A 21,343-nucleotide genomic window follows, 5' to 3' on the forward strand; every position below is an offset into this window, starting at 1 on the left:
CGCTGAAAGATGTTACGCGGCTTCGGCGGCCAGGCGCTGCGCCTTGGCGATCGCGTCATCCATGGTGCCGACCATGTAGAAGGCGGCTTCCGGCAGGTGATCGTACTCACCGTCGCAAAGGCCGCGGAAGCCCTTGATGGTGTCGGCGAGATCGACGAACACGCCCGGCGAACCGGTGAACACTTCGGCGACGTGGAACGGCTGAGACAGGAAGCGCTCGATCTTACGGGCGCGGGCCACGATCAGCTTGTCCTCTTCCGACAGTTCATCCATGCCGAGAATGGCGATGATGTCCTGCAGGGCCTTGTAGCGCTGCAGGATCTCCTGCACGCGACGGGCCACGCCGTAGTGCTCGTCACCGATGATGCGGGCATCGAGCATGCGCGAGGTCGAGTCGAGCGGGTCAACGGCCGGGTAGATGGCCTTTTCCGCGATCGAACGCGACAGCACGGTGGTGGCGTCGAGGTGGGCAAACGAAGCGGCCGGTGCCGGGTCGGTCAAGTCGTCGGCAGGCACGTAAATGGCCTGCACCGAGGTGATCGAGCCCTTCTGGGTCGTCGTGATGCGTTCCTGCAGCGCGCCCATGTCGGTGGCGAGCGTCGGCTGATAGCCCACCGCCGAGGGGATACGGCCGAGCAGCGCCGACACTTCCGAACCCGCCTGGGTGAAGCGGAAGATGTTGTCGACGAAGAACAGCACGTCCTGGCCCTGATCGCGGAAGTGCTCGGCGACGGTCAGGCCGGACAGCGCAACGCGGGCACGGGCTCCCGGGGGCTCGTTCATCTGGCCGTAGACAAGCGCGGCCTTGGAGCCTTCGCCGCCGCCTTCCTTGTTCACGCCGGATTCGATCATTTCCCAGTAAAGGTCGTTGCCTTCACGGGTACGCTCGCCAACACCGGCGAACACGGAGTAACCGCCGTGCGCCTTGGCGACGTTGTTGATCAGTTCCATGATGAGAACGGTCTTGCCGACGCCGGCGCCGCCGAACAGGCCGATCTTGCCGCCCTTGGCGTACGGCGCCAGAAGGTCGACGACCTTGATGCCGGTGACCAGGATCTCGGCTTCCGTCGACTGCTCGACGAAGGCCGGGGCTTCGGCGTGGATCGGGCGATAGTCTTCGGCCGGGATCGGATCGCCTTCGTCAACGGCTTCGCCGACGACGTTCATGATGCGACCGAGCGTGCCGGCGCCGACCGGAACCGCAATCGGCTGTCCGGTATCGGTCACGGCCTGGCCACGAACGAGACCCTCGCTCGAGTCCATGGCGATGGTGCGCACGGTGTTCTCGCCCAGATGCTGGGCAACCTCGAGCACCAGGCGCTTGCCCTGGTTTTCGGTTTCCAGCGCGTTCAGGATCGCCGGCAGGTGGCCGTCAAAGCGGACGTCGACGACCGCGCCCATCACCTGGCTGATCTGTCCGATCGATTTCTTTTCCGCCATTTTCTTTCCTCGTCGTGGCTCCTCAGAGCGCCTCGGCGCCGGAGATAATTTCAATCAGTTCATTCGTGATCTGCGCCTGACGCTGGCGGTTGTACTTCAGCGTCAGCTTGTCGATCATGTCGCCGGCGTTGCGGGTCGCGTTGTCCATGGCGGACATCCGCGCGCCCTGCTCAGACGCGGCATTTTCCAGCAAAGCCCGGAAAATCTGGACCGAGACATTGCGCGGCAGCAGATCGTTGAGGATCTCGCCCTCGCTCGGCTCGTAATCGTAGATCGCGCCGCCGGTGTCGAGATCGGCATCGGCCGGGATATCGGCCGGAACCAGCGGCAGGGCCGTCGGGATCTGGCTGATCACGGACTGGAAGCGCGAATAGAACAGCGTGGCGACGTCGAATTCGCCGGCTTCGAACATGCGCAGGATCTCGGATCCGACGGACTGGGCGTTCTCGTAGCCGACGGCCCGCACGCTGCGGAAGTCGAACTTGGTGCCGAGAATGTACTTGCCCATGTCGCGCTTCAGGGCATCGGCGCCCTTACGGCCGACGCAGAGGATCTTCACCTCTTTGCCCTGGCCGATCAGCTTGTTGGCGCGCTCCCGCGCCATCTTGGCGATCGACGTGTTGAAGCCACCGCACAGACCACGCTCGGCGGTGCAAACGACCAGGAGATGCACCTGGTCCTTGCCGTTGCCGACCATCAGCGCCGGCGCATCGGCCCGGCCCTCGAAGGCGCGGCCAAGATTGCCGAGCACCGCGGCCATGCGTTCTGCATAGGGGCGGGAGGCTTCCGCCCGCTCCTGCGCGCGGCGCAGCTTCGCCGCGGCCACCATCTGCATGGCCTTGGTGATCTTCTGTGTCGCCTTCACCGAGGCGATACGGTTTCGGAGGTCCTTGAGGCTCGCCATATCCGGCTCTGTTCCGCCTTACTGGTTCACGTTCCGAAATCAGGCAAAGTTCTTGGCGAACGCGTCGACCGCGCTCTTCAAGTTGGCCTTGATCTCGTCCTTGAGTTCCTTGCGATCGCGGATCTCGGCGAGCAGGTCGGCATGCTGGTCACGCAGGAACAGCAGCAGGCCCTGTTCGAAGTCGCCGACCTGGCTGACTTCGAGCTTGTCGAGATACCCGTTCACACCGGCGAAGATCACCGCCACCTGCTCTTCGGTCTTCAGCGGCGAGAACTGCGGCTGCTTGAGCAGCTCGGTCAGGCGCGCACCGCGATTGAGAAGGCGCTGGGTGGTGGCGTCGAGGTCGGAGCCGAACTGGGCGAAGGCGGCCATTTCACGATACTGGGCGAGTTCGCCCTTAATCGTACCGGCAACCTGCTTCATCGCCTTGACCTGAGCGGCCGAGCCGACGCGCGACACCGACAGACCGACGTTCACCGCCGGGCGGATGCCCTGGTAGAACAGATCCGTCTCGAGGAAGATCTGGCCGTCGGTGATCGAAATCACGTTGGTCGGGATGTAGGCCGACACGTCGTTCGCCTGGGTCTCGATGACCGGCAGAGCGGTCAGCGAACCGGAGCCGTTCTTGTCGTTGAGCTTCGCGGCGCGCTCCAGCAGACGGGAGTGCAGATAGAAGACGTCGCCCGGATAGGCTTCACGTCCCGGCGGACGACGGAGCAGCAGGGACATCTGGCGATAGGCCACGGCCTGCTTGGAAAGGTCGTCATAGGCGATCACGGCGTGCATGCCGTTGTCGCGGAAGAACTCGCCCATGGCGCAACCGGTGAACGGGGCCAGGAACTGCATCGGCGCCGGGTCGGATGCGGTCGCGGCGATGACGATCGAGTACTCGAGAGCACCGTTGTCTTCCAGCGCCTTGACGAACTGGGCAACCGTGGAGCGCTTCTGGCCGACGGCGACGTAGACGCAGTAGAGCTTGGCGCTCTCGTCGTCGCCCTGGTTGAGCGGCTTCTGGTTGAGGAAGGTGTCGAGAATGACCGCCGTCTTGCCGGTCTGACGGTCACCAATGATCAGCTCGCGCTGGCCACGACCGACCGGGATGAGCGCATCGATGGCCTTGAGGCCGGTCGACATCGGCTCGTGCACCGATTTCCGCGGGATGATGCCCGGCGCCTTGACGTCCACGCGGCGGCGCTCGACGTTCTCGATCGGGCCCTTGCCGTCGATCGGGTTGCCGAGCGCATCGACGACGCGGCCGAGAAGGCCCTTGCCGACCGGAGCTTCAACGATGGCGCCGGTCCGCTTGACCGTGTCGCCTTCCTTGATGGCGCGGTCGCTGCCGAAGATCACGACGCCGACATTGTCGACTTCGAGGTTGAGCACCATGCCGCGCATGCCGTCGGCAAACTCGACCATTTCACCGGCCTGGACGTTGTCCAGACCATAGACGCGAGCGATACCGTCACCGACCGAGAGGACCTGGCCGACTTCGGAAACCTCGGCTTCCTGGCCGAAGTTCTTGATCTGCTCCTTGAGGATTGCGGAAATTTCCGCGGCCCGAATGTCCATCAGCCGACCTCTTTGAGTGCAATCTTAAGGGAATTGAGTTTGGTCTTCAGCGAAGTGTCGATCATGCGGCTACCCAGTCGAACGACCAGACCACCAATCAACGACGCATCAACCGTCTGATTCAGCTTCACGGTCTTGCCCGTGACGCTCTTGAGCGCTTCGGCCAAATCCTTGACCTCCGCGTCGGAAAGGGTTTCTGCCGACGTGACGTCGGCGGCGACTTCACCACGCGCATCGGCGGCAAGCTTCTTGAACCCGTTGATCATATCGGGCACGGCGAAAAGGCGACGGTTGCGCGCTGCGAGCTGGACGAAATTGGCGGCAAGCCCGCCAATACCGGCCTTCTCCATGATCGCGCCGAGCGCCTTGGCCTGTTCACTCGCCTGGAACACGGGGCTGCGCACGAGACGGCGCAGGTCCTCGCTCTCGGCGAGCAGCGCGGCGAAGCGCTCGAGATCCGCTTCCACGGACTCGACAGCCTTGGCCTCCGCAGCCAGCTCATAAAGAGCGGCGGCGTAGCGCTGGGCAACAGGCGAGACTAGCGAATTGCTCTCAGTCACGGGATCCCTTTTCTGGACGCATGGTGTTGTCCGGCGGCTGCGGGAGAATCACAACACCCTGAAAAAGAACACTTTTTCAAATCGCGTGACGAGCCGCTCACACGGCGCCCCCAAAAGCCGCGCTTCGCATAGCATATGGGTAACAGGTGCGCAACTGCGTCTCATCATCCGATCGTCGCAATGGACACCGCTTTTTGGCCTTTTCGATGGCCTTCTACGACCTTTTCCACACATCCGCTCGCGGGGGTGGCTGACGCTGCGTGGACCCTGTGGCCGGACGGACGGGCGACAGGTCGTCGATGCCACGCCGCCTGCCCGCCTGCGCGCCTCAGCCCGCGCCAAGCAGCGTCCTTGCGGCGGATCGGCGTTTCCTGCCAATGCCTAGCAATTGAAGAAAAAACGCGCCCCGGGTGAGTGGGGCGCGTTGCAGTCTACCCTCCGGCGCTCCTCGCGGCGGGCGCCGGTTTTTGGCGGGGCGGCAGCGGGGGCGCCACCGGCCCGATCCGGATCAGGCGGCGAGGCGAATCGCGCGGGCAAGGATTTCCAATGCGATCGCTTCGAAGGCCTTCTTGAACTGGTTCTGGTTATTGGTGTCGAAGAAATGGTTCTCGCTCGTGGCGCATTGCCGCAGCGTATCGGCGTCGCCGTCCAGATTGACGGTGAAGACCTCGATACCGGCTTTCTTGAGCGCCGTGCAGTTGGCGAGGGTGGCGCGCACGTCCTTCTTCGGATTCACGGTCGAATAGCCGTCGGTCATGAGAATGACGAAGCGCAGCGAGCCGACCGAGGCGAAGGCGTCCTTTTCGCCCTCGATCATGTCGGTCATGGGATCGAGCGCGGCGTTGATCTGGGTGAGATTGCGCGGGCGCAGGCGCTCGACCTTGCGGCGCACGTCCGACGAGCCGTTGTCGAATTTGATCTTGTCGACGAGATCGGTCGAGAAAGTGGTCAGACCGGTGCGCAGGTTCGTACCCTTCGGGTCCGCCTTGTCGAGGATGTCGAGCAGCGAGCGCGAGGCCGACTTCAGCGCGTTCATGCGCGTGGTGCCGCCCGGGATGCTGGTGCTCATCGAGCCGGAGACGTCGAGCACCATGCCGACGGAGACCGGACGCACCTCGTTGAACTTGGTGCGAGCGGTGCTCGAGACATCGAGCTTGGTCATGCCGGCGACGCCGAGGAAGGTGGTCGGCATCTTCGCCGACACGGTCACATCCATGGTGTCGGCCTCGGTATCGACCGAGATCGTCAGATCGTAGTCGTCGACCTTGCCGTGGAAATTGTCGGCGAAGTAGGCTTTCGCCACCTTCTTGCTGGCGGCCTCGTTGCCGTAGCTGGTCATGAACTCCCGCGCACCGGCGAGCGCCGCGGAATCAATCGCGACGCTCATTTGATTGCGCAGCATGACGGCACGGCCGAAATCGACCGCCGAGCCGACGAACATCAGGATCGGGATGAGGACGAAAGCAAAGATGATGGCGATGTTGCCACGATCGTCGCGACGGAACGCCGAGAGGTGGCGGGCGAAGGCCTTTTTGGAGAAGGTGTACATTGTTTCAGGTCCGCGAGTGTTGTTGTTGGCCCTCACCTCGCAGAAGCCGTACCAGTGGCGACGCCAGCGGCCGCGATGCCGCCTAGCGACTGCCAAGCCCTTGAAATTGCTTGGCGTCGACCACTCTAAAACCTTAATAAACCATTAATTTCAAAGGCTTATTTACTCTTTCTTTACCTTTGGACGGCCGTGCGGACACAGCCGCGCCGTCCCGTTTCGGCGCAGCGTCCCGTTTCGGGACACGGCCTCGATCAAAGGAAGCTGAGCGGATCGACGTCGACGGCAAGCCGAAGATTGCCGCGCGGACGTGGCCCGGCCTCGAGCCAGCGGCGCAGGAAGGCCTGCATGTCGACGCTGCGCGGGGCATGGACCAGCAGGCGGAACCGATGGCGGCCGCGAATGACGGCGAGCGGCGGTTCGGCGGGGCCGAGGATGCGGATCTGCGGGTCGACCGGCGCTGCGCGGGCAAAGGCGCGCGCATAGCTCTCGGTCTCGCTCCGCTCCAGCCCGGAGATGACGATACTGGCGAGGCGGGCGAAGGGCGGCATGGACGCGCGTTCGCGGGCGTCGATTTCGGTCTGATAGAAATTCTCGCGATCGCCGGAAACGAGCGCCCGCATCACCGGGTGCTCGGGCATATAAGTCTGCAGGAACCCCCTGCCCGCCCCGTCAGCGCGGCCGGCCCGTCCGGTAACCTGCGACATCAGCTGGAAGGTGCGTTCCGCCGCGCGCGGATCGGCGCTCGCCAGTCCCAGATCCGCATCGATGACGCCGACGCAGGTGAGCTTGGGGAAATTGTGGCCCTTGGCGACAAGCTGGGTGCCGATGATGACATCGGCCTCGCCGCGCGCCACCGCCGCCAGTTCCGCGCGTAGCCGCTGCGTGCCGCCGGGAAGATCCGACGACAGTACCAGCACGCGGGCGTCCTCGAAGCGTTCCGCCGCCTCTTCCGCGATGCGCTCGACACCGGGTCCGCAGGCGACCAGCGAATCGATATCGCCGCAGGACGGGCAGGCTTGCGGGGTCGGCATGGAGTAGCCGCAATGGTGGCAGGTCAGCACGCCGCGAAAGCGATGCTCCACCAGCCAGGCGGAGCAGTCCGGGCATTCGAACCGGTGGCCGCAGGAACGGCACAGCGTCAGCGGGGCGTATCCCCGGCGATTGAGAAACAGCAGTGCCTGATCGCCGCGTTCGAGCGTCTCCGAGACCGCCGTGACGAGAGCCGGCGCGAGCCAACGGCCGCGCTCCGGCCCACGTCGGCGCATATCGATGGTGATCAGTTCAGGCAACGCCTGACCGGCGGCGCGTTCCGGCAGCACGACACGGCGGTAGCGGCCGATATCGGCGTTGTGTCTACTCTCTATAGAGGGCGTGGCCGACGACAGGATCACCGGGAAGCCGGCAAGGTGACCGCGCACCACGGCCATGTCACGGGCGTTGTAGGCGACCCGGTCCTCCTGCTTGTAGGCCGGGTCGTGCTCTTCATCGACCACGATCAGACCGAGATCGGGAAACGGCAGGAACAGGGCGGAACGCGCACCAACGACGACGCGCACCTCGCCGGTCGCGACACCACGCCAGACGCGCGCACGCTGTTTCGGCGTCACGTCGGAGTGCCATTCGGCAGGCCTTGTGCCAAAACGGGTCTCGAAGCGGTCGAGGAATTCCGCGGTCAGGGCGATTTCCGGCAACAGCACCAGCGCCTGACGGCCGGCGCGCACGGCTTCTGCGACCGCCTCGAAATAGACCTCGGTCTTGCCGGAGCCGGTGACGCCGTCGACGAGGGTGACGGAAGACGTTCCCGCCTTCACCGCGTCGGCGAGCGACTTTGCGGCATCGTCCTGTTCCGGATTGAGCGCGGTCGGGTTCCAGTCGGGATCGGGGGCGGCTGCCGGTGGTGCTGCCGGCAGGTCGACGGCCTGCAGCGTGCCCGATTTCACAAGCCCGTCGATAACGGAAGGGCTGACGCCGGCAGACGCGGCAAGCCCGGTGCGCGACCAGGCGAGCCCGTCGGCGGTCATGTCGAGGATGCGGCTGCGCGCCTTGGTCATGCGCTCGGGCGGCTCACCGATGCGGCGGACGCCACGCACCGGCGGTTCGGCCTCGAAGGCCTCGGGCGTGCGCAATACCATGCGCGCCACCATGCCCGGCGGGCTCAGCGTCCAGCGCGCGACCCAGTCGACGAAGCGTCGGATTTCCTCCGACAGCGGCGGCACGTCGAAGACGGCGGCGACGTCGCGCAGCTTGGCCGCCGACACCTTCGCCGGCGGTTCGCCATCCCACACCGCGCCGATGACCTCGCGCGAGCCGAGCGGGACGCGCACGATCGTGCCCGGCGCCAAAATCCTGTCATCGGGCGCGCGGTAGGAATAGGCGCCGGGGACGGCGACCGGAACCAGAACTGATACGACCTGTTGCGGCACCCGCTTTTCTCCAGCGATCCATCAGGACCAATGGGCATTTAGTCTGATTCGGGCTGACCCTGCGTATCGGATAGGATAAAGGAAGGTCGACCCGAGACGCGAGACGCGGCAAACCTCCCCACCGCCGCAGCAAAAGAGGATCCTCATGAAGTTCTTTGTCGATACCGCCGATGTCGCCGAAATCCGCGATCTGGCCGAGACCGGTCTGCTCGACGGCGTGACCACCAATCCCTCGCTGGTGATGAAGGCGGGCCGCCCGTTCCGCGAGATCATCGCCGAGATCTGCTCGGTGGTCGATGGGCCGGTTTCGGCCGAAGTGACGGCGATGGAAGCCGGCGCGATGATCGCCGAGGGGCGCTCGCTCGGCGAGATCGCCGACAATGTCACCATCAAGGTGCCGCTAACCTGGGAAGGCCTGAAGGCCTGCCGGGCGCTGACCGGCGACGGCTTCATGGTCAATGTCACGCTGTGCTTCTCGGCCAACCAGGCGCTCTTGGCGGCCAAGGCCGGCGCCACCTTCGTCTCCCCGTTCGTCGGCCGGCTCGACGATATCGGCCTCGACGGCATGGAGCTGATCGAGGAGATCCGCACGATCTACGACAATTACGAGGGCCTCAACACGCAGATCCTCGCCGCCTCGATCCGCACCCCGAACCACGTCAAGCTGTCGGCGCTGTACGGCGCGGACGTCGCGACTGTGCCGCCGAGCGTGCTGCGCCAGATCGTCAAGCACCCGCTGACCGACAAGGGCCTTGAGCAGTTCATGGCCGACTGGGCGAAGACCGGCGAGACGATTCTCTGATCGTTCGGACCAGCGACAAACAAAAAGGCCGCGCGGTGCACTCCGGCGGCCTTTTTTATTGTGTATTGGAGGCAGGATTGCCCCGAGGGATCGGCCCGTGCGCGGCACTCACCGGCGCGTAGCGCCGCAAGGCCGACCGGCCGCCGCCCAGTCAGGGTGCGCCCGCGCAGGCCAGTACGCGAAGCGTACGTCCGGCCGTGAGCGCCTTAGAGAATCTCAAGCAGTTCGACGTCGAAGATGAGGTCCTTGCCGGCAAGCGGATGGTTGGCGTCGAGCGTAACATCCTCGTCGGTCAGCGCGACGACGGTCAGGACCAGCGCGTTGCCGTCTTCGCTGACGGCCTGGATCTGACCACCAAGGTCGAGCTGGATGTGCGGCGGGATGGCGCTGCGCTGCACGACCTGGACGGCGTCGTCCTGACGCGGGCCATAGGCTTCGGCGAACGGGATGGTCACGGTGCTCGCCGTGCCGACGACCATGCCGAGGATTTCCTGTTCGAGACCGGGAATGATCTGGCCGGCGCCGAGCTCGAATTCGAGCGGATCGCGGCCGATCGAGGAATCGAACTGGCTGCCGTCGGTGAGGCGACCGGTATAATGAATCCGGACGGTATCGCCGGCTTTGGCTGCGGACATCGATGTCTCCATTTATTGGGATTGTTCGAGGGCGGTGCGTGGCTCCACTCCGCGGCACGGGCAAACGCCCGCCACCCTCATATTCAAAAAGGATCGGCCTTGTGTGACCCGTCCGGCCCGAAACGGCCTCTTGCCGGGATGCATCCCGCCGCATGGGTCGTTGCGAACTACGCGCCCGGCCGGCCGGCCGATCATGGAGCAAAACTGGCGACGTCCCGAAAACGGCCGACAGAATCGCGAACGCACCCGTCCCGTTCAGGAGGGGAAACGCGGGGCGGACCCTAGCACGGCGAGCAGCGTGCTGTCACCGTGCGCGCCGCGATGGTTGTCGCCGATCGCGGGGGTTGCCTTTTCGCCGGCCGTGATGTTCTTTTCCCGCGGCTGCGGTCGCCTCGAGCGCCGGCAACCCACTCACCCCTTCCGCCAGACGGAGCTGCCTGCGTGAACAACGCAACGACATCGTCCGCCGCATCGTCGGGCGGCCAATCGGCAGATGCCAGACCGTCGGGCACCAAAGCGTCGGGCGCGCGGGTGTTCACGCTGGTGCGGATCGGCAACCGTCCGGAAGTGACGCCTTGGCTGTTTTCCGAAGCGTTCCTGGCCCGCTCCGACTGCGCCGTCAGCCTTTATGTCGATCAGCCGCCGGCTTCCTGCCCGCAGCATGTCCGTCAGCACCATTTCATCGGCGGCAAATGGACCGGCATTTTCGACTTCTTCCGGCAGAATCCGGATATTGTCGACGCCTACGACTATTTCTGGTTTCCCGACGACGACATCGAGTCGACGCCGGAGGACGTGTGCCGGTTTCTCGACATCGCCGAGCGCGAGGGTTTTCGTCTCGCCCAGCCGGCGCTGACGCCGGACAGCGACCACGCCGACCGCATCACCCTCGCCAATCCGCGCTTCGAATGGCGGCGGACAAATTTCGTCGAGCTGATGCTGCCGCTGATGCATCGCGAGGTGCTGAAAAAGGTGCTGCCCCTGTTCGAAGGCCGCCATTTCGGCCTCGGGCTGGACTGGATCTGGCATCTCCTGACCGAGGACCCGGCGCATCAGGTGGCGATCGTCGATGCGGTGCCAGTCGGCCACAGGCGACCACGGCGGAAGCATCTGAAGCAGAACATGCAGCAGATCGACGTCGACATCGCCAGTGAGCGCAAAGAGACCCTCGGCGAACTGGCCATCCGCCGCGCGCGGCCCGTGGTGCTTTCGGCGAAAACGCGCGAGGGCGGCGAGTTGCGCCGGGGCACCGCGCTCTGGCGGCGCTATTTCGCCGGCCAGTGGCAGACACGGCGCGCCGTCACCGGCCGACCGTGGACGGTTCTGGCGGCCGTGCTATCGACCCTCGACCAGTTGACCGGGAACCCGGCGCGCGCGTCGTTCGACCGGGAGAGCTACCGGCGGATTGTTGCGCGCGGGGGTGATCCTGCTGTCCGTTCGGATGGCCACACTCCGGACTAGGTTGAACCCGGGCGCGGAAAGCGACGAAGCGATGGAATCGCCGCAACCGATTCAAGCCGCACGGTTGCCGCATCTCGTGTCTTCACGCGACGTTTCAGAGCCGGGGTGGACTTCGTCAACGCACGCGTAGCGGTCCACTTTGCGCGCGCTCGACGAGTTCCTGCGAAGCCGCCGCCAAAGTCGTTGCAGCCTTCGGCATGATCAGGTATCAGACGGTGTCCGGCGCACCGGCCCTTTTGCACCCGTAGCTCAGCTGGATAGAGCGCTGCCCTCCGAAGGCAGAGGTCACAGGTTCGAATCCTGTCGGGTGCGCCAATAATTTCAATGACTTAGATGGTTACAGCTTTCCGCTGAAATGCTCCGGGTAGCACCGGGGTAGCACGCTGGGTTGAGATTTCGCGCCATTTTGGTTGTGAGAAAACCCACTGTTTTCTGCCGTTTTTCCTGCGAATTCCCGTGCCCCACCGAATTCATCCCAGACCACCGCACTGCTGCGGCCACAAGATAGAGTTAGAGATAGGGATATAAGAGAGTTTGCTTTCCTCGGAGCCGCCTTCGCACAAAGCGAAGGAAGGCGGGTCCGAGGGAGGCAAACGGCGCTTTCCTTGGTGAGCTAGAGCTACACTCAAAGTGCCGCACAAAGGGGCTACATCCTGAAAATCTGCCTCAAACTCTGCTGGTCTAAGTGCTGCCTAGTCACCTCTTTTGCTAAGAATGGGTAACGCCTTTGGAGAAAGTCCAATGAGACGTCCCCACGTGCGTAGTCCATTAGAATGTTGCACCTTTCTTGCACGTAGTTGTCGTCTTGATTCAACCGCAGAGAGTTAATCGTTCCGGAAATTCGATTGCGAAGTTCCTTATCGAGAGACGGGTTCGGCCTCAACAGGCAATCAGGGACATCCATGTAAAACCAGTCGTCATCGACTTCGAATGGGTCGAGGATATTTGCCGAATGCCCTTTTGAGCTATTTACCCGGCCACTGGACAGGCGGAAGTTGCTCCACTCGTAAGCAAGGTGTGGATGAGTGGTTTTCGGAAGAAAGTGGTCTACCGATCCCTGCTCGGGCAAATACATTGCCGTGTAAGCGCAGATACCCGAATATGCCGCATGAAGATTCGTAGCAGCCCTACTCCAAAAGTTCTTCTTTTTGAACTGCGCTGAAGTTGGCAAAGGACAGGTCGCGAGAAAGGCGGCACCGGGACGGCGCACTTCGTTGTCGAAAGCTGGATATTCCGGCTGAGCAAAGACGCGGATCAAATCGTTACTCCATGCTGTTCGGCGAAGTAGAGCCATCGCGGCCAGAATTTGTCATCTGCCGCCAGGTGCTTTCTCAGCCTGTCCGAAACCGCCGAGACTTCCTCGGTCGCGGGTTGCGCCTGAAGCTGCAGTGACTTGGCCGATTCAATGGCTAACTCTGCTTCGCGTGACCGAGCGTGGCGAAGTCCAAATATTGGAGAGGTGAGCCATCCAGACACATCGCCGTATTTCACGAATGGAAATTCTTCCAGTTTCACATTCGGACCGTCACCGTACAGATGATAAAGAACGTCACTTGAAGGATCGAACGTTGGTTCCATTGAAAGAAGAACCATCGGGGAGTGCGTAGCTGCGATCATCTGGATTGCCAGATCGCTGCTTAGTAGGTCGCCAACACCCATCAACGCAGGTAGGACTATGCGCTGCCATTTCGGATGCAAATGGGCTTCCAATTCGTCAACTATTACCATCATTCTACGGAGTGGTGATTGGCCTAGATGCTGAGCAGCAAGTTCGTGCTCTTGCCAAGACCAAATGATGAGGTAGGCGAGAAGGAGCACCCGCTTAACTCCAGAAGATGCATGAGTAATTGGGACTGTTCCGTAGCGGTGCTCGATTGTTGGAATGTCCTTTGGCTCGCCGGGCAAGCGGACAGGCGGCCCCGGAATTAGGTCCCCCAAGTCCTCTGGAGATAATCTCTTTAATATGGTCGCGAATTGATCGAAAGTTTTCTGATCTTTGGCGGCTTGCCAGCGAACCCAGTCACGAATGAGGCCTTCAATGACGCCATCACGGCCATTCCAGACATCGCTGGTAGATAAGCTACCAACGGTCGAAGAGGGGCCTCGATTGAACTTGCCCCTAACAGGGTCGGCTATCGCGAATGAACCATCGGCGCGCGAGAAGACAGCCAGGGCTTCAACAGTCATGGAAGCTTTAGGGCGATTCCATGTGAAGCTCTTGCGATCAAATTTCGCGGTAAAGGTCGATAACCGTCCCGACGACGTGGTCATTGTGTATTCGACTTGCGGTGTTGGCTTCGACTCGTCCAATTCAGGAAGCGCTTCACGGTCAGCCCAACGGCCGGTTGCGGCCCACCATGCAAAATCCAGAAGAAACGACTTTCCCAAGCCATTATCGCCAGTGATTACCGACAGGCGCGATCCAAAGTCCATCTGCATGTCACTTGCCGGCCCAGCATTAGCCAAGTGCAAGGATGTGATCGTCCGACCACCTTCGGCGGCGGCATCGGGTGATTGCGGTAGTTGATGGATGACAGAAGTCATCTCCAGCGGCTCTGCGACGAATGACCTTTCTGCGGGCAGTTGCGTCTTCATAAGTCGTGCCGAAAAGAGACGAGACTTCTCTTCCTCATCGATATTATATTCTTTGAAGAATAGCTCTGATAACTGTTCGTAGTCTGATACGCCCCCTAGGTCGCTGTCTTTGAACAGCCAGACCGCTAGAGCGTCCGCAGGAATGGAAAGAGCAAATTTTCGCAGTTTCAGGACGTCTTCAATTCGATCAAGATAATCTGGTTGAAGTCCCCACTCCTTCGAATTGTGGGAGTGCAAAAAAACGGTCTTAAAGGTCTGAGTGTTTGTTTTTTGTAACCCACTAGATGGGTATTTCTTATCGAGCCACCACCTTGAACTTCCTCTGAACGGCTGAAAATAGAAGGCGCTGCGACGGTCGATGCGATGGTGCTCATCCATGTGGTTTCGCGTCAGCATATCGATGCTGACGTCATCGACATCTCCAACCGTCAACCCATTTCGTTTGCATGCAATAAAAGTTATCCCAATAAAAGGATGGACGCTGGCGCGAAGGATATTTATTGCCGTTAATACTGCATCAGATGATAGATACATAGCGCGCCCCCGCATGGAATAGACCTAGCTATTCCACCTCATCTACTTCTTCTTCAATTATATTTTTCAGCTGCTCAACCATCAAATCGCAATATTCTTTTTTGGCGTCGATGCCGATGGCACGAAATCCATGCTTCCGAGCGAAGATAAGTGAGGTGCCGCTCCCTGCAAACGGGTCTAAAACCACTCCCCGGGGAGGCGTTGTCGTTAAGATAGGTATACGAACCAGCTCCTCAGAAAAGCGCGCTCTGTGCCGTCCCGCTTGTCCACGCACGGGAGGAACCTCCCAAGTATCGAGTGGTGGGAGCACAGTTCCCTTGTCTGATGTCCGGCCCACGGCATTCTTATCGAAATAGTACCAACGCTCTTTTACGAAATGGAACACATACTCGTGGGACATTGAACATCTGTCGCGAACTTGGTCGGGAATTGGATTGGGCTTCACCCAAACGTTGTCATTCCGAACCACCCACCCTTTGTCTTGCATTTCGATCGCGAGTCGATGGGGGATTAGCAGCAGTTGTTTCGGAATGCACCACTTTCCGTCCCCTTTCCTGTCTTGGGGACGAATTCCGAAACGTCGTGCGGATTGCTTGGATTCGCCGCTTCGATGCTCGCCTTTACCGCTCCAGTAGGTATCGCCGATGTTAACCCAAAGACTACCGTTATCAGCGAGCACCTTGCCAGATGCGTCGAACACTTCAGCAAGTTTTGAGATGAAAGAAGATGGGTGATCCTCAAGGCCGATCTGGCGATCTACTTCGTAGTCCCGTTGGCCGTAAAAAGGTGGTGAGGTTACTACACAATTCACTTTCACTCCGGCCGCTTCGAGCAACCTTAATCCGTCGCGAACATCCATATGTAAAATAATTGCCGTTTCATCGGCGAAATAAGCCGCGTCCTGCAATTGCCTAGAAGTAAATGCCTCTTCCGACATAACTTGTGGATGCATTGCCTCATTGGCTCGCGTCTTAGGACGGCTTTGATTCAGATCGCTGTCTACCAATCTAAGTCTCGCGCTGCGTTTTGTTTGTTTCATCTGTGTCTCGCGGTGCTTCTGTATCCTGTTGGTAGCAAGTGTTGTATGGAAGGGGAACCTTACCTAGACATTGTGAGCCTGACTTGATCGAATTTTAGTGATTGCAACAGCCGCATCAAATCCCAGCACTTCCGCGAGTTCAAGAAACTCAATGACATCAACCCTTCGTTGACCGCTCTCCAAGCGGGCGACAAATGACTGATACTCGCCAAGCTTCTCCGCCAGCTCCGTCTGGGTGAGACCTGCCCGCTCCCGCGCTTCGATCAGGTAGGCAATCAGTGCTGTGTGCCGCGCGCTCCCGAGTGTCTTTACCACCTCGCTACCCCATCTGATTCCCGATGGGGTCTTCAGGTATATCTGATTTTCAGTTATCTTAAATTCAGATATTTTGGAGACTTAGCGATGGACTGGGTGCAGATGGTAGTTTGGGCGGTTTGCCTTTCTCCGATTTGGGGTGCATTCGCTTGGGGATTTTGGGAAGGAACGATCCGGCCCGGCCTGATCCCGCGCAAGGTGATTATCGCCGAAGCTGATAGGTTGTGGGCAATCGATAATGATCGCGCCTTTGATAAGGCCTGCATCGAAGAACACGCGGCATGGTATCGTTCAAACACTTTCGAGCAGGGCCGTTGGCGGCGGATAAGGCGCGAAATCATGCGCAGGGAACGCGCAAGGGGTACTACGTTTCGAAAGGTGCATCATGCTCCTGACTTTCTGTGAGAATTGAAGCCTTCCGGTTTGGACTTTTCATCCTCACCGGAAGGCTGATGCCGATTTCTCCCAATCGGCAAGGGTTGGCTTTGCCTATCCTGTCGATCTGTCCTTGGAATACTTTCCAACTTCCTGATCCTGTTATTCTCCGCTGGATTATTGCCTGTTACCTATTCCGTTTCATGCTCGTTAGCATGGAGTAGATGTTCGGGTTGGAGTGCCGGTCCGTTACCCTGTTACTCCGCACCGATGACTGAGGCCGGCGACAACCCCGGTGAAGAGACGAAACGGGAGTCGCATGACGCGCACTTTCCGCTCTCATGTAACGTCCATACAGAGTCGATAGTCGGCATCAAATGCTCGGACTCTGGTCAGGGGAATAGATTCCGGGATATTTAGCCGCTTTGCATGGCTCGCGCGTTGGCCAATTCGCTGGGGTAACATGGGGGAACCGGGCCGAGACGAAAGTCCTGAATGGCACGGCGGTCGCAAACGCGTCTACCGCTGTGCTGCCTCGGTCTTCAAATTACGGATCGCGCCGAGAAATTTCTCGTGGATTGCCTCTTCCAGTCGATCTGAAGCATCTGCCGCCCATTCAATAATCTCAGGCCAGACATCCGAATTGAAGCCATCGCACTGGTACTCTGCTTCGATCCTACTCGCCTTCTTCTCATCCATGCGCCGCCAATTTAGTGGTACGCCAAAAAGCTCTTCGATTTTATCTTTGTCCTGATAGAGGCGATCAAAAAGCCATTTGTTTTCGTCGGCCTCGAACCTCGTCAGGTTCAGCTTCACGGCGATGGAATTTTGGGTGAAGACGATTGAATAGTGACACCCGTCAATGGACGACGATGTGATCCAGTTGTCAGTTGTGATATTCGGTGACGGGAAAAGCCCTACAGGACGAATGGCAAAACGCGCGCTCACCGCTTTCCAAAATTCTTGGCGGACAACGTGTCGGCGCTCCTGAGCTCCCTTCGCGGTTTTTTCCTCTGCGTCCTTCTGCACCATCCGTATCATATAATCGGCGGCTTCTGGAGTTGGTATGACCTGCTGAAGATCAATCAAAAGCTCTTCGCCATACTTGTAGGGAATGACCTTGACGCACCGCGCATCAATTTGGTGCTCGCGAAGCCAAAGAACGGTGGCCGTAACTTCCCGCCTGAAGTTCGCAGCTATAAATACGATCCGTTGATCGTTTCCTTCATTCAGCACGAATTCGTCTAGCGTGCCTACCTCAAGAAACTCGCAAATCGCTGCCGCCGCATCGCCGCCGCCTTGGCGATCAAGATACTGCTGAAAAATTCCGACTATCTCGGCCTTCTTCAGGCTTGAGCAGTATGCCGCGTACTTGATTGCCTGCCAGGTAACGTCTCTTCCCGAGTCGTCCAGCTTATTCTCAATAACAACGATCTGGCCGTTGCGATCCAACGCCAATAGGTCAAGCCGCTCACGGGTGCCGTCGAAACCATCAAACTCTTTTTGGATAATCAGCAGGTCATCGTCGAGCGCGTCTCCCAGCGCCTCGGGTGATGCCGCCAACCATTCTTGGAGGTGTTCGCGTTCCTTGATGCGTTCTGCAGCAAAGGTGGTGCTTTCCAGCTTGTGGATGCGATTTCCGTGCCGGTCGATGCGAAACATTATGGGCACCTGTTATTTCTTCTTCAACTATGAACTAACCATACAGCGTCGGTTCAATGAGGATCAATTAGCGATTCAGTGACAAGCAGCAGCGGTTCTTTGGTGTTTCTCTGTTTCTCATCTTGTTTCCCGTTTGGTTCTAGCGTTTCCCGCGCCTGTTTCGTCGGCACCACTTACTATACGCAGGCACCGACTCGATTAAAGACATCGGCGTGTTTCTTTGTGTTTCCCCATTTCTCCGGGGTAACATGGGGGAACCGGGCCGAGACGGGCCTTGAGTCATTTGGCCCGTCTCAGCAATTCGCCGCTCTTGTGCATCGGGCGTGGATCGTTTCCTGCCATCGCTTCGATGCGTGCTTCGCGGGCCAAACGTTTTGCCAAGTCCAGCGGCAGATTGCCGGACTTGCCCAAGGTGATTTTGCCTTGTGTGCTGCGCCCGTTGATCCTGAACATGACGATATAGGTCTTCACGCCTGTTGGCCGAATGCGCAGGCCGAATCCCGGCACCGCCTCTGACCAGATTGTGTACTCGGTTGACCGGGGTGGAGCCGTTGCCACGCTTTCTTCTGTGAGGTCGGGCCGCACAACTACGGCAAGCTTCTGCACCTCAGCGTTGACGTTCGGCACGAAAAGCAGCTCGTCGGGGTCGATGTCCTCTATGTCGTCTCCTGACAGTTCCACCGTCTCCCGATAAAAGCGGGGGAGCATGTCCCGAAAAGCGCGACGAGCGAAGGCATCCGAATAGCCTTGATGGCGTAATGCCCAATAGGCATCATTGCGGGCGCGGGGATCGTGAGGTCCGATTGGCTCGTGCTGCTTGCGCCGCAAGAGCTGTCTATCAGTGGGATTCTTGCGGGGCTTCATCGCTCAAGCCCCGCAAGTTTCAATCCATAGAGGTTACCGGACTTCCGCGACTTCGGCCTCCAAGTATCCCGCGATCTGCGGGATACTCGCGGTCGTGTAAACCGAGGGGCCGGATTTGAGATAGACGATGCCACCCTCCGCGCCGTTGGGGCGACCTCCGGCGATTTCGCTGCGGCGGACAAGCGCCCCGCCGCCTTTGGCCGGGATGAGAATGAAGTCGTTGGTTTCGTGTTCCATGACATGTGTCCTTTCACTGGGTTGGTGTCATGGTGAGGCGCAGCGGCCTTCACCTCTAATAACAAACCAGACCCTCCAAGGGTGTCAACTAATTGTTTTCGTTCAGAAAATTTTCCTTTTTGCATAGTTCAAACCTCCTCAAACGGCATACCGAGACCGGATTTCAGGTAGGAGAATGTCGATTTGCTTCGCGCTCGCTCGCTGGAATTTTCGAAAGGGCCTTCGAGGCGCTGAAAGGTCCATGCCTCCAATGCGTCGGCTCGATACCGCACAGCCCGTCCGAATTTCCAATAACGCGGACCACCTCCGGTCACGATTAGCTTGGCGAGCCAGTTGGGCGAGCAGCTAAGGCCAAGCTGTTCCCGAACGAATTTGGCGGCTTGAATGCGGGTAAGATAAATGGGTCTCATTTTGTTTCTCCGTTTCTCAAAGTTGCCGGAGACGCCCTCCGGTAACTGTAGATACCGGCGTTCATGATTTGTCCCACAAAATCTGAGTGAAATATTTTTCTAGCTGTCGGCAGTCGGCTTTTGCGGTGCCGCACTCAAAGCGCTCATGATGGTGTCCGCGATGTGTTCTGACGTCCTTTTCAATGGATCATCGCCCAAATGCGCGTAACGCTGCGTGGCGGCGGTCGACTTGTGACCTAGTAGCTTGCCAAGGATGACTAGCCCCATGCCGCTTTCCGCTCCAATCGAAGCGTAGGTATGCCTGAGATCATGGAGCCGTAGACCCTGAAGCTCTGCATGTTCGGTTATGCGCTGCCAAGGCCGTTGCAGATCGGCGCGTGGTTTATCGGGACTGTTGCCCGCTATGACATAGACGCTTGAACGTTCGAGGCTCGAAAGGATTTCGATAGCCGCTCTTGGTACTACAATCTTTTTCTGGCCTGTTTTGCTGTCTGGAAGATTGAGAATGCCGCGCTCGAAGTCCACTTCTTCCCATCGCAGATGCAGGATTTCGCGCAAGCGGCAACCGGTCAGCATCAGCAGCCGGATCGCTGCGACGACATGCGGCGAGAATACCTCGCGCTGGTTCTCGGGCCGTTTCGGTCTGTGCTTTGCCTTGCGGCCCTCATTGAACTTCCAAGGCAGGCCTTCGGTTTCTGCGAGCTTCAAGGTTTCACCAAGGCGGCGAAACTCCTCGGGCTTCAAAAAGCGGTCGCCTCTTCCGTCCTTATAGAGCTGCACACCTCGGCAGGGATTGGCCTGCACATAATCGCGCCTGACTGCATAGGTGAAGATGCCGCCCAGCAATCGCACCGTCCGTGTGGCGGTTCCCTTGCCGCCTTTCACAATCGACTTGCCTCGCTTCCCTGTCTTTTTCTCCCGCGCCGTCTTGCCTTGCGCAACGTCACGCAAGAAGCGCTCAATGTCTGTGCGTGATATAGCGCCGATGCGCTTTCGACCGAGAAGCGGCCTTATGTGGGCTTCGATCCGGCTGATATCGCTTTGAATGGTCGTTGGCTTTTTGTGCTCGACGCCCTCCTGCATGTACTCGTCGCACAATTCGGAAACCGTCATTTCCGCTCGCTGCTTTGCGCGTTCGGCGGCAACGTCCTCGCCGAGCTGCGCCTTGGCCAGAATCTTTGAAGCCTCAACTCGCGCCTGATCGACGGTCAACTTTCCATAGGTGCCAATGGTGACTTTGCGCGGGACAGCGTTTCGGCCACCAGCGCGATACATAACGATAAAGGTCTTGTGCCCGTTCCCCCGAACCCGACACCCAAAGCCCGATAGCTTTCCGCACCACTCTACATAGTCCTTCCCTGTCGCGGGCAGGCCATCGACAACCTGTTTGGTCAAGCGCGGTTTTGTCATTGTCTGTTCTCTCGGGTAGCACCGGGGTAGCACATTAGCGGTAAAGCCGAGAAATCTCGAAAGCACCGCTCACCCAAAAGAAACACTATTTTTCAAGCTAGATCAATATGTTACGTAAAATCCAGATATTACGGGTAAAGCCGGGGAATAAGAAAATTTCACCCTCCGAAGGCAGAGGTCAGAGGTTCGAATCCTCTCGGGTGCGCCATTCTCACTACGTTCGAATAGCTTCCCGATTGCTCGACTGGGTTCGGACTTCGTCCTCTCGGGTGCGCCATATTTCCCAATAGCTTATATGAAATATGAAAATGGCTCCTTTGGAAAAGGAACCACATAGTCACCACCAGACCTGCTTAGTCGACGCCTTGCGGACCAGGTCCATAGATGCGTTTGAGCGGGACGATGCGCTGCATCGCGGGCGTGAACTTGCCATGGACGGGCTGTGTCCCGAATCCGATTTCGTTCGGCGATGCAAACTACTTCCGGAACCTTGATTTGCGACAGCGCCGAGTATTCACCAGATCATCAATGCGCGGCCTATCAAGCCGAGGGTTCCGGC

At 59.6% G+C, this 21,343-nt stretch carries 17 protein-coding genes and 1 tRNA gene; 3 read left to right on the forward strand and 15 right to left on the reverse strand.

Annotation, left to right across the window (positions count from 1 at the left end; all coding sequences use genetic code 11):
* Nucleotides 1-12: 12 nt before the first annotated feature.
* The 6 genes from atpD to C0606_06410 all read right to left on the reverse strand — a co-directional run bounded on the left by atpD (nucleotide 13) and on the right by C0606_06410 (nucleotide 8,463).
* Nucleotides 13-1,440: a F0F1 ATP synthase subunit beta gene (atpD, locus tag C0606_06385; protein ID PLX37883.1), complete on the reverse strand. Its 1,428-nt coding sequence runs from the start codon at nucleotides 1,438-1,440 to the stop codon at nucleotides 13-15.
* A 22-nt stretch (nucleotides 1,441-1,462) separates the two neighbouring features.
* Complete coding sequence (locus C0606_06390; protein PLX37884.1) at nucleotides 1,463-2,344, reverse strand: F0F1 ATP synthase subunit gamma; 882 nt, start codon at nucleotides 2,342-2,344, stop codon at nucleotides 1,463-1,465.
* A 39-nt stretch (nucleotides 2,345-2,383) separates the two neighbouring features.
* Nucleotides 2,384-3,913, reverse strand: coding sequence for a F0F1 ATP synthase subunit alpha (locus C0606_06395; GenBank protein PLX37885.1), 1,530 nt, complete (start codon nucleotides 3,911-3,913; stop codon nucleotides 2,384-2,386).
* Entirely contained in the window at nucleotides 3,913-4,473 is a 561-nt protein-coding gene (locus C0606_06400; GenBank protein ID PLX37886.1) for a F0F1 ATP synthase subunit delta, read from the reverse strand. The genes C0606_06395 and C0606_06400 overlap by 1 nt, the downstream gene beginning before the upstream one ends.
* A gap of 508 nt (nucleotides 4,474-4,981) precedes the next feature.
* Nucleotides 4,982-6,022, reverse strand: a complete 1,041-nt coding sequence (locus C0606_06405; GenBank protein ID PLX37887.1) for a hypothetical protein — start codon at nucleotides 6,020-6,022, stop codon at nucleotides 4,982-4,984.
* A gap of 251 nt (nucleotides 6,023-6,273) precedes the next feature.
* Entirely contained in the window at nucleotides 6,274-8,463 is a 2,190-nt protein-coding gene (locus C0606_06410; protein ID PLX37888.1) for a primosomal protein N', read from the reverse strand.
* A 127-nt stretch (nucleotides 8,464-8,590) separates the two neighbouring features.
* Between C0606_06410 and fsa the strand changes: the two genes are divergently transcribed.
* Complete coding sequence (fsa, locus tag C0606_06415) at nucleotides 8,591-9,247, forward strand: fructose-6-phosphate aldolase (protein PLX37889.1); 657 nt, start codon at nucleotides 8,591-8,593, stop codon at nucleotides 9,245-9,247.
* 206 nt (nucleotides 9,248-9,453) lie between these two features.
* On the opposite strand, the gene C0606_06420 is transcribed toward fsa, so the two are convergent.
* Nucleotides 9,454-9,882, reverse strand: coding sequence for a peptidylprolyl isomerase (locus C0606_06420; protein PLX38714.1), 429 nt, complete (start codon nucleotides 9,880-9,882; stop codon nucleotides 9,454-9,456).
* A 309-nt stretch (nucleotides 9,883-10,191) separates the two neighbouring features.
* Between C0606_06420 and C0606_06425 the strand changes: the two genes are divergently transcribed.
* Nucleotides 10,192-11,343, forward strand: coding sequence for a hypothetical protein (locus tag C0606_06425; GenBank protein ID PLX37890.1), 1,152 nt, complete (start codon nucleotides 10,192-10,194; stop codon nucleotides 11,341-11,343).
* 238 nt (nucleotides 11,344-11,581) lie between these two features.
* Nucleotides 11,582-11,658 (forward strand) — tRNA-Arg (locus C0606_06430).
* Between the two features lie 331 nt (nucleotides 11,659-11,989).
* Here the strand turns inward: C0606_06430 and C0606_06435 are convergent.
* The 8 genes from C0606_06435 to C0606_06470 all read right to left on the reverse strand — a co-directional run bounded on the left by C0606_06435 (nucleotide 11,990) and on the right by C0606_06470 (nucleotide 20,784).
* Nucleotides 11,990-12,247, reverse strand: a complete 258-nt coding sequence (locus C0606_06435; GenBank protein PLX37891.1) for a hypothetical protein — start codon at nucleotides 12,245-12,247, stop codon at nucleotides 11,990-11,992.
* A gap of 350 nt (nucleotides 12,248-12,597) precedes the next feature.
* Nucleotides 12,598-14,472: a hypothetical protein gene (locus tag C0606_06440; GenBank protein ID PLX38715.1), complete on the reverse strand. Its 1,875-nt coding sequence runs from the start codon at nucleotides 14,470-14,472 to the stop codon at nucleotides 12,598-12,600.
* A 28-nt stretch (nucleotides 14,473-14,500) separates the two neighbouring features.
* Nucleotides 14,501-15,424 (reverse strand): site-specific DNA-methyltransferase, encoded by a 924-nt coding sequence (locus C0606_06445; GenBank protein PLX37892.1) that lies wholly within the window; start codon nucleotides 15,422-15,424, stop codon nucleotides 14,501-14,503.
* A 150-nt stretch (nucleotides 15,425-15,574) separates the two neighbouring features.
* Entirely contained in the window at nucleotides 15,575-15,826 is a 252-nt protein-coding gene (locus tag C0606_06450) for a transcriptional regulator (protein PLX37893.1), read from the reverse strand.
* Nucleotides 15,827-16,720: 894 nt separating this feature from the next.
* Complete coding sequence (locus C0606_06455; GenBank protein ID PLX37894.1) at nucleotides 16,721-17,863, reverse strand: hypothetical protein; 1,143 nt, start codon at nucleotides 17,861-17,863, stop codon at nucleotides 16,721-16,723.
* A gap of 279 nt (nucleotides 17,864-18,142) precedes the next feature.
* On the reverse strand, nucleotides 18,143-18,727 hold the full coding sequence (locus tag C0606_06460; protein ID PLX37895.1) for a hypothetical protein: 585 nt from the start codon (nucleotides 18,725-18,727) through the stop codon (nucleotides 18,143-18,145).
* Between the two features lie 33 nt (nucleotides 18,728-18,760).
* Nucleotides 18,761-18,964 carry a hypothetical protein gene (locus C0606_06465; GenBank protein ID PLX37896.1) on the reverse strand — a complete coding sequence of 68 codons (204 nt, stop codon included), beginning with the start codon at nucleotides 18,962-18,964 and terminating at the stop codon, nucleotides 18,761-18,763.
* Between the two features lie 509 nt (nucleotides 18,965-19,473).
* The gene (locus C0606_06470) at nucleotides 19,474-20,784 is read right to left on the reverse strand and encodes an integrase (GenBank protein PLX37897.1); all 1,311 of its coding nucleotides are present in this window, start codon (nucleotides 20,782-20,784) and stop codon (nucleotides 19,474-19,476) included.
* Between the last annotated feature and the right edge of the window lie 559 nt (nucleotides 20,785-21,343).

It is taken from the genome of Hyphomicrobiales bacterium (assembly GCA_002869065.1).
Lineage (GTDB): Bacteria > Pseudomonadota > Alphaproteobacteria > Rhizobiales > Rhodobiaceae > Rhodobium.

What these genes read in the sequence shown, in the direction of transcription:
- atpD (PLX37883.1), bottom strand. Translation starts at nt 1,440, where the DNA reads ATGGCGGAAAAGAAATCGATCGGACAGATCAGCCAGGTGATGGGCGCG.
- C0606_06390 (PLX37884.1), bottom strand. Translation starts at nt 2,344, where the DNA reads ATGGCGAGCCTCAAGGACCTCCGAAACCGTATCGCCTCGGTGAAGGCG.
- C0606_06395 (PLX37885.1), bottom strand. Translation starts at nt 3,913, where the DNA reads ATGGACATTCGGGCCGCGGAAATTTCCGCAATCCTCAAGGAGCAGATC.
- C0606_06405 (PLX37887.1), bottom strand. Translation starts at nt 6,022, where the DNA reads ATGTACACCTTCTCCAAAAAGGCCTTCGCCCGCCACCTCTCGGCGTTC.
- fsa (PLX37889.1), top strand. Translation starts at nt 8,591, where the DNA reads ATGAAGTTCTTTGTCGATACCGCCGATGTCGCCGAAATCCGCGATCTG.
- C0606_06420 (PLX38714.1), bottom strand. Translation starts at nt 9,882, where the DNA reads ATGTCCGCAGCCAAAGCCGGCGATACCGTCCGGATTCATTATACCGGT.
- C0606_06435 (PLX37891.1), bottom strand. Translation starts at nt 12,247, where the DNA reads ATGGATGTCCCTGATTGCCTGTTGAGGCCGAACCCGTCTCTCGATAAG.
- C0606_06440 (PLX38715.1), bottom strand. Translation starts at nt 14,472, where the DNA reads ATGTATCTATCATCTGATGCAGTATTAACGGCAATAAATATCCTTCGC.
- C0606_06445 (PLX37892.1), bottom strand. Translation starts at nt 15,424, where the DNA reads ATGCATCCACAAGTTATGTCGGAAGAGGCATTTACTTCTAGGCAATTG.
- C0606_06455 (PLX37894.1), bottom strand. Translation starts at nt 17,863, where the DNA reads ATGTTTCGCATCGACCGGCACGGAAATCGCATCCACAAGCTGGAAAGC.
- C0606_06460 (PLX37895.1), bottom strand. Translation starts at nt 18,727, where the DNA reads ATGAAGCCCCGCAAGAATCCCACTGATAGACAGCTCTTGCGGCGCAAG.
- C0606_06465 (PLX37896.1), bottom strand. Translation starts at nt 18,964, where the DNA reads ATGGAACACGAAACCAACGACTTCATTCTCATCCCGGCCAAAGGCGGC.
- C0606_06470 (PLX37897.1), bottom strand. Translation starts at nt 20,784, where the DNA reads ATGACAAAACCGCGCTTGACCAAACAGGTTGTCGATGGCCTGCCCGCG.